The 5,694-nt window shown below is 64.9% G+C and carries 6 protein-coding genes; all 6 read left to right on the top strand.

What is annotated here, in order from left to right; genetic code table 11:
- Nucleotides 1-1,636: biosynthetic-type acetolactate synthase large subunit (ilvB, locus tag QT222_RS07630; protein WP_491476813.1), on the top strand; the 1,636-nt coding region annotated here is incomplete at its 5' end.
- Nucleotides 1,633-2,289, top strand: coding sequence for an acetolactate synthase small subunit (gene ilvN / locus QT222_RS07625; protein ID WP_004056883.1), 657 nt, complete (start codon nt 1,633-1,635; stop codon nt 2,287-2,289). The genes ilvB and ilvN, both read left to right, overlap by 4 nt.
- The gene (gene ilvC, locus QT222_RS07620; RefSeq protein ID WP_491476812.1) at nt 2,286-3,323 is read left to right on the top strand and encodes a ketol-acid reductoisomerase; all 1,038 of its coding nucleotides are present in this window, start codon (nt 2,286-2,288) and stop codon (nt 3,321-3,323) included. Before ilvN ends, ilvC begins: the two co-directional genes overlap by 4 nt.
- 26 nt (nt 3,324-3,349) lie before the next feature.
- Nucleotides 3,350-3,634: a DUF7989 family protein gene (locus QT222_RS07615; protein WP_004056885.1), complete on the top strand. Its 285-nt coding sequence runs from the start codon at nt 3,350-3,352 to the stop codon at nt 3,632-3,634.
- Complete coding sequence (gene leuC / locus QT222_RS07610; protein WP_004056886.1) at nt 3,627-5,048, top strand: 3-isopropylmalate dehydratase large subunit; 1,422 nt, start codon at nt 3,627-3,629, stop codon at nt 5,046-5,048. The genes QT222_RS07615 and leuC overlap by 8 nt, the downstream gene beginning before the upstream one ends.
- Nucleotides 5,045-5,653: a 3-isopropylmalate dehydratase small subunit gene (leuD, locus tag QT222_RS07605; RefSeq protein WP_004056887.1), complete on the top strand. Its 609-nt coding sequence runs from the start codon at nt 5,045-5,047 to the stop codon at nt 5,651-5,653. The genes leuC and leuD overlap by 4 nt, the downstream gene beginning before the upstream one ends.
- Nucleotides 5,654-5,694 lie beyond the last annotated feature (41 nt).

Raw genomic sequence — 5,694 nt, 5'->3', positions numbered from 1 at the left:
CCACACGGCGTCGCGCGGGCGGGGAAGTGCAAACTTGAGAAGCATCACCGCCCTGTACGGCTCGGACATCCGTCACGTGACGATGGCGCACGAACAGGGCGCGTCCCACGCTGCAGACGCGTACGGCGTCGTTCGCGGCGACCCCGGTGTCTGTCTCGCCACATCCGGCCCGGGCGCAACCAATCTCGTGACCGGCATCGCCGACGCCAACATGGATTCCGACGCGATGCTCGCGCTCACGGGACAGGTCCCGTCCGACATGGTTGGTTCCGACGCGTTTCAGGAGACGGATACGACGGGCGTCACCGCGCCCATCACGAAGCACAACTACTTCGCCACGTCTCCCGACACTGTCGGCGACACCGTCGGTGAAGCGTTCGCGCTCGCCGCCGAGGGTCGCCCCGGCCCGACGCTGGTCGACCTCCCGAAGGACGTCTCCCTCGGCGAGACCGACCGCGAGCCCGGCCCGGGGAAGGCACCGGAGACGTGCCGCCCCCGGACAGAGCCGGACGATGCCGAAGTCGAGGCGGCGGCTCGAGCCATCGAGCGCGCGGAAAAGCCACTCCTGCTGTTCGGCGGTGGAGTCGTCAAGGGGGATGCGACGGACGTGGCCCGGCAGTTTGCGACCGAGCACCAGATTCCGGTCGTCACGACGATGCCCGGAATCGGCGCGATGCCGGAAGACCACGAACTCTGCCTCTCGTGGGCAGGGATGCACGGCACCGGCTACGCCAACATGGCCATCACGCACACCGACTGCCTCATCGCAATCGGGACGCGATTCGATGACCGCTTGACCGGCGGCATCGACACGTTCGCACCCGAAGCAGCGGTCGTTCACATCGACATCGACCCGGCGGAAATTTCGAAGAACATCCACGCAGACTACCCGGTCGTCGGCGACGCCGGCCGCGCTATCGAGCGCGTCGACGCCGAGATGACGGCGAGTCCCGACGCCCGCGAGTGGGTCGAACAGTGCCAAGCATGGACCGACGAGTACCCGATGGACTACGCGGCCCCCGACAACGAACCGCTGAAACCGCAGTTCGTCGTCGAGGCACTGGACGAAGCGACGCCCGACGAGACCATCGTCACGAGCGGCGTCGGCCAACACCAGATGTGGGCCGCCCAGTACTGGACGTTCCGCGAGCCGCGTCGGTGGGTCTCGTCGCACGGACTGGGAACGATGGGCTACGGCCTGCCGGCCGCTATCGGTGCCCGACTCGCCGCTGACGACGACGAAACCGTCGTCTGCGTCGACGGCGACGCCTCGTTTCTGATGACGATTCAGGAACTGTCGGTCGCGGTCCGCGAGAATCTCGACATCACCGTCGCCATCCTGAACAACGAGTACATCGGGATGGTTCGCCAGTGGCAGGACGCCTTCTTCGAGGGTCGTCGCATGGCCGCCGGCTACGAGTGGTGTCCGCAGTTCGACAAACTCGCCGAAGCCTTCGGCGCGCGCGGTTGGACCGTCAACTCTTACGAGGAGGTCCCCGACGCCATCGAAGAGGCGCTGGCCTACGACGGCCCGTCGGTTATCGACTTCCACGTCGACCCCGCCGAAAACGTCTACCCGATGGTCTCTTCGGGCGGCGCGAACGGGAAATTCGCCCTGACGGAGGACCAGTTATGAGTGATAGCCAACGAGGACTGCAGGGTCCCGCGCCCGAAGAACGGCCGCACCCAGATGGGCGGCGGAACGCCCAGGGCATCCGCATCGACCCCGAAGCGGAGTCCGAACACGAACCACGCAGAACCGTGCTGTCGGCCATCGTCGAGCACGAACCCGGCGTCCTCTCGCGAGTCGCCGGCCTCGCCGCGCGCCGACAGTTCAACATCGAGAGCCTCACGGTCGGGCCGACCACCGTCGATGGGCACGCGCGCATCACGATGGTCGTCGAGGAACCCGACCCCGGCATCGACCAGATAGAAAAACAACTCGCGAAACTCAAGCCGGTCATCTCCATCGGCGAACTGGACGACGACGCCGTTCGCGCGGAACTCGTCCTGTTGAAAGTTCGCGGCGAAGAGCCCGATAAGGTCCACGCCATCACGGAGATGTACGATGGCCAGACCCTCGACGCCGGCCCGGAGACCATCACGGTCCAACTGACCGGCGACGAGCACAAAATCGACGACGCCGTGGACGCCTTCCGTCGGTTCGGCATCATCGAAATCGCCCGGACCGGCCAGACCGCCCTCGCCCACGGCGCGAAGAAGACAGTCCCCGGAGAGGAACCCGCAACCTCCGGCGAACCCACGAAACCAACACCCAATACCAAATGACCGAACTCACCACGACAGTCTACTACGACGACGACGCAGACCGAACGAACATCGACGACAAGACCGTAGCCATCCTCGGATACGGCAGTCAGGGCCACGCCCACGCCCAGAACCTCGCCGAAAGCGGGGTCGACGTGGTCGTCGGTCTCCGCGCCGACTCGTCGTCCCGCGAAGCCGCGCGCGAAGACGGACTCCGCGTTGCGACGCCCGCCGAGGCAGCCGCGGAAGCCGACATCGTCTCCGTCCTCGTCCCCGACACCGTCCAACCGGCGGTGTTCGAAGAGATTCGCGACGGTCTCGAACCCGGCGACACGCTCCAGTTCGCCCACGGCTTCAACATCCACTACAACCAGATTCGCCCGCCAGAGGATGTCGACGTGACGCTCGTCGCACCGAAGTCCCCCGGCCACCTCGTCCGCCGCAACTACGAGGCCGAGGAGGGGACGCCCGGACTCATCGCGGTCTACCAGGACACGACCGGCGAGGCGAAAGCCGAAGCACTGGCGTACGCCCACGCCATCGGCTGTACTCGTGCGGGTGTCATCGAGACGACGTTCAAGGAGGAGACCGAGACGGACCTGTTCGGCGAACAGGCCGTCCTCTGCGGCGGCGTCACCTCGCTCGTCAAGCAGGGCTACGAGACGCTCGTCGATGCGGGCTACTCCCCCGAGATGGCCTACTTCGAGTGCCTGAACGAGCTGAAACTCATCGTCGACCTGATGTACGAAGACGGGCTCGGCGGCATGTGGCATTCGGTGTCCGACACCGCCGAATTCGGCGGCCTGACCCGCGGTGACCGCGTCGTCGACGAACACAGCCGAGAGCGCATGGAGGAGGTCCTCGAAGAGGTCCAAGACGGCACCTTCGCACGCGAGTGGATTCTGGAGAACCAGGCGGGTCGCCCGTCGTACACCCAGCTCAAGGAAGCAGAAGAGAACCACGACATCGAGCAGGTTGGCGAACCGCTCCGCGACCTGTTCTCGTGGGCCGACGAAGACGACACGGAGAAAGCAGAAGCACCGGCAGACGACTGACCACCACCCACACCCACCACGAACCAATGACGCGACACGAGAAACGAGACGACGCATCGAATCGCATGCGAAATGTTAGCCATACCAATCCCTATACGGGCGAGACGTTCACGACGGTCTACGAACGCGGCCCGGCCGTCACCGACGGCGGCAGGTCCGACCGGAATCCTGCGATGACGGGCGGGTCGGAGTCGATGGGAGACGTGGACCACACGCCCCCGTACGGCGACGGCACGAACGACGTTTGGCAACGCGGACACACCGAAATCACCGGCCGTAATCGGACGGGAACAGGTGACGTAAATGAGTGAGGGAACGCTCTACGACAACGTCTGGGAGGAACATACCGTTTCCGAACTCCCGACCGGCCAGACGCAGTTGTTCTGCGGCCTGCACCTCATCCACGAGGTGACGAGTCCGCAGGCGTTCGGGATGCTGCAAGAACGCGACCTGGAAGTCGCGTACCCCGAGCGGACCCACGCGACGGTCGACCATATCGTCCCCACCTCGGACCAGTCGCGGCCCTTCCGCGACGACGCGGCCGAGGAGATGATGTCCGAACTCGAACAGAACGTCCGCGACGCGGGCATCAACTTCTCGGACCCGACCTCGGGCGACCAGGGAATCGTTCACGTCATCGGGCCGGAGCAGGGCCTGACCCAACCCGGCATGACTATCGTCTGTGGCGACAGCCACACCTCGACCCACGGCGCGTTCGGCGCGCTGGCGTTCGGTATCGGGACGAGCCAGATTCGCGACGTACTGGCGACCCAGACCGTCGCGATGGAGAAAAAGAAGGTGCGGAAAATCGAGGTTACGGGCGAACTCGGCCCCGGCGTCGAAGCAAAGGACGTCGTCCTCGAAATCATCCGCCGACTGGGAACCGAAGGCGGCGTCGGCTACGTCTACGAGTACGCCGGTGAGGCCATCGAGAACCTCGATATGGAAGGTCGGATGAGCATCTGCAACATGTCCATCGAGGGCGGCGCTCGCGCGGGGTACGTCAACCCCGACGAGACCACCTACGAGTGGCTCAAGCAGACCGATTACTTCCAAGAAAACCCCGAGAAATTCGACGAACTCAAGCCGTACTGGGAGTCCATCCGCTCCGACGAGGACGCCGAGTACGACGACGTCGTTACCATCGACGGGTCGGAACTCGAACCCGTCGTCACGTGGGGAACCACGCCCGGACAGGGCGTCGGTATCACGCAGCCGATTCCGGCACCGGAAGACCTGCCCGAAGAGAAGCAGGACACCGCCCGAATGTCACAAGAGCACATGGGCGTCGAACCCGGCCAGACGATGGAGGGCTACGAAATCGACGTCGCCTTCCTCGGGTCGTGTACGAACGCCCGGATGCCCGACCTGCGCCGCGCGGCGGAGGTCGTAAAGGGTCGACAGGTTGCCGATAGCGTTCGCGCGATGGTCGTCCCCGGCAGTCAGCGCGTCAAGGCCGCCGCCGAAGCGGAGGGCCTGAACGAGGTGTTCGAGGAAGCCGGATTCGAGTGGCGCGAAGCGGGCTGTTCGATGTGTCTCGGCATGAACGAGGACCAACTGGAGGGCGACGAGGCCTCCGCGTCCTCGTCGAACCGCAACTTCATCGGCCGGCAGGGTTCGAAAGACGGGAAGACCGTGCTGATGAACCCGCGCATGGTCGCCGCCGCGGCCGTAACCGGGCACGTGACTGACGTGCGCGAACTGAAGGAGGTGAGCGCTGCATGACTGAAGAGATACCAGAAGTCAACTACGTTTCCGGGTCGGGCGTCCCCATCCGCGGAAACGACATCGACACGGACCAGATAATCCCGGCGCGGTTCATGAAGGTCGTCACGTTCGACGGTCTCGGCGAGTTTGCGTTCTTCGACAAGCGCTACGACGAGAACGACGACACCAAGGACCACCCGATGAACGAGCCGCACTTCCAAGACGCCTCGGTAATGGTCGTCAATGCCAACTTCGGCTGCGGTTCGTCGCGCGAACACGCTCCACAGGCGCTCATGCGCTGGGGCATCGATGCCATCGTCGGCGAGTCGTTCGCCGAAATCTTCGCCGGAAACTGCCTCGCACTCGGCATTCCGACGGTCACGGCCGACCACGAGACCATCGTCGAACTGCAGGAGTGGGTCGACGAGAACCCGGACGAAGACATCGACGTCGACGTCGAAGCCGAGACGGTCACCTACGGAGACACGACCGTCGAAGCAACTGTGGACGACGCACAGCGGAAGGCGCTCACCGAGGGCGTCTGGGACACGACGGCGCTCATGAAGTCGAACGCCGACGCGGTCGCCGAGAAAGCCGCCGCCTTGCCCTACGTCGATGACTGAGGAAATCGTCGTCATCCCCGGCGATGGCATCGGGGCGGAGG

It is taken from the genome of Haloferax sp. s1, from assembly GCF_058382125.1.
Note: the sequence above shows the minus strand (reverse complement) of the source record. Positions and strands in the feature narration are given on the sequence as shown.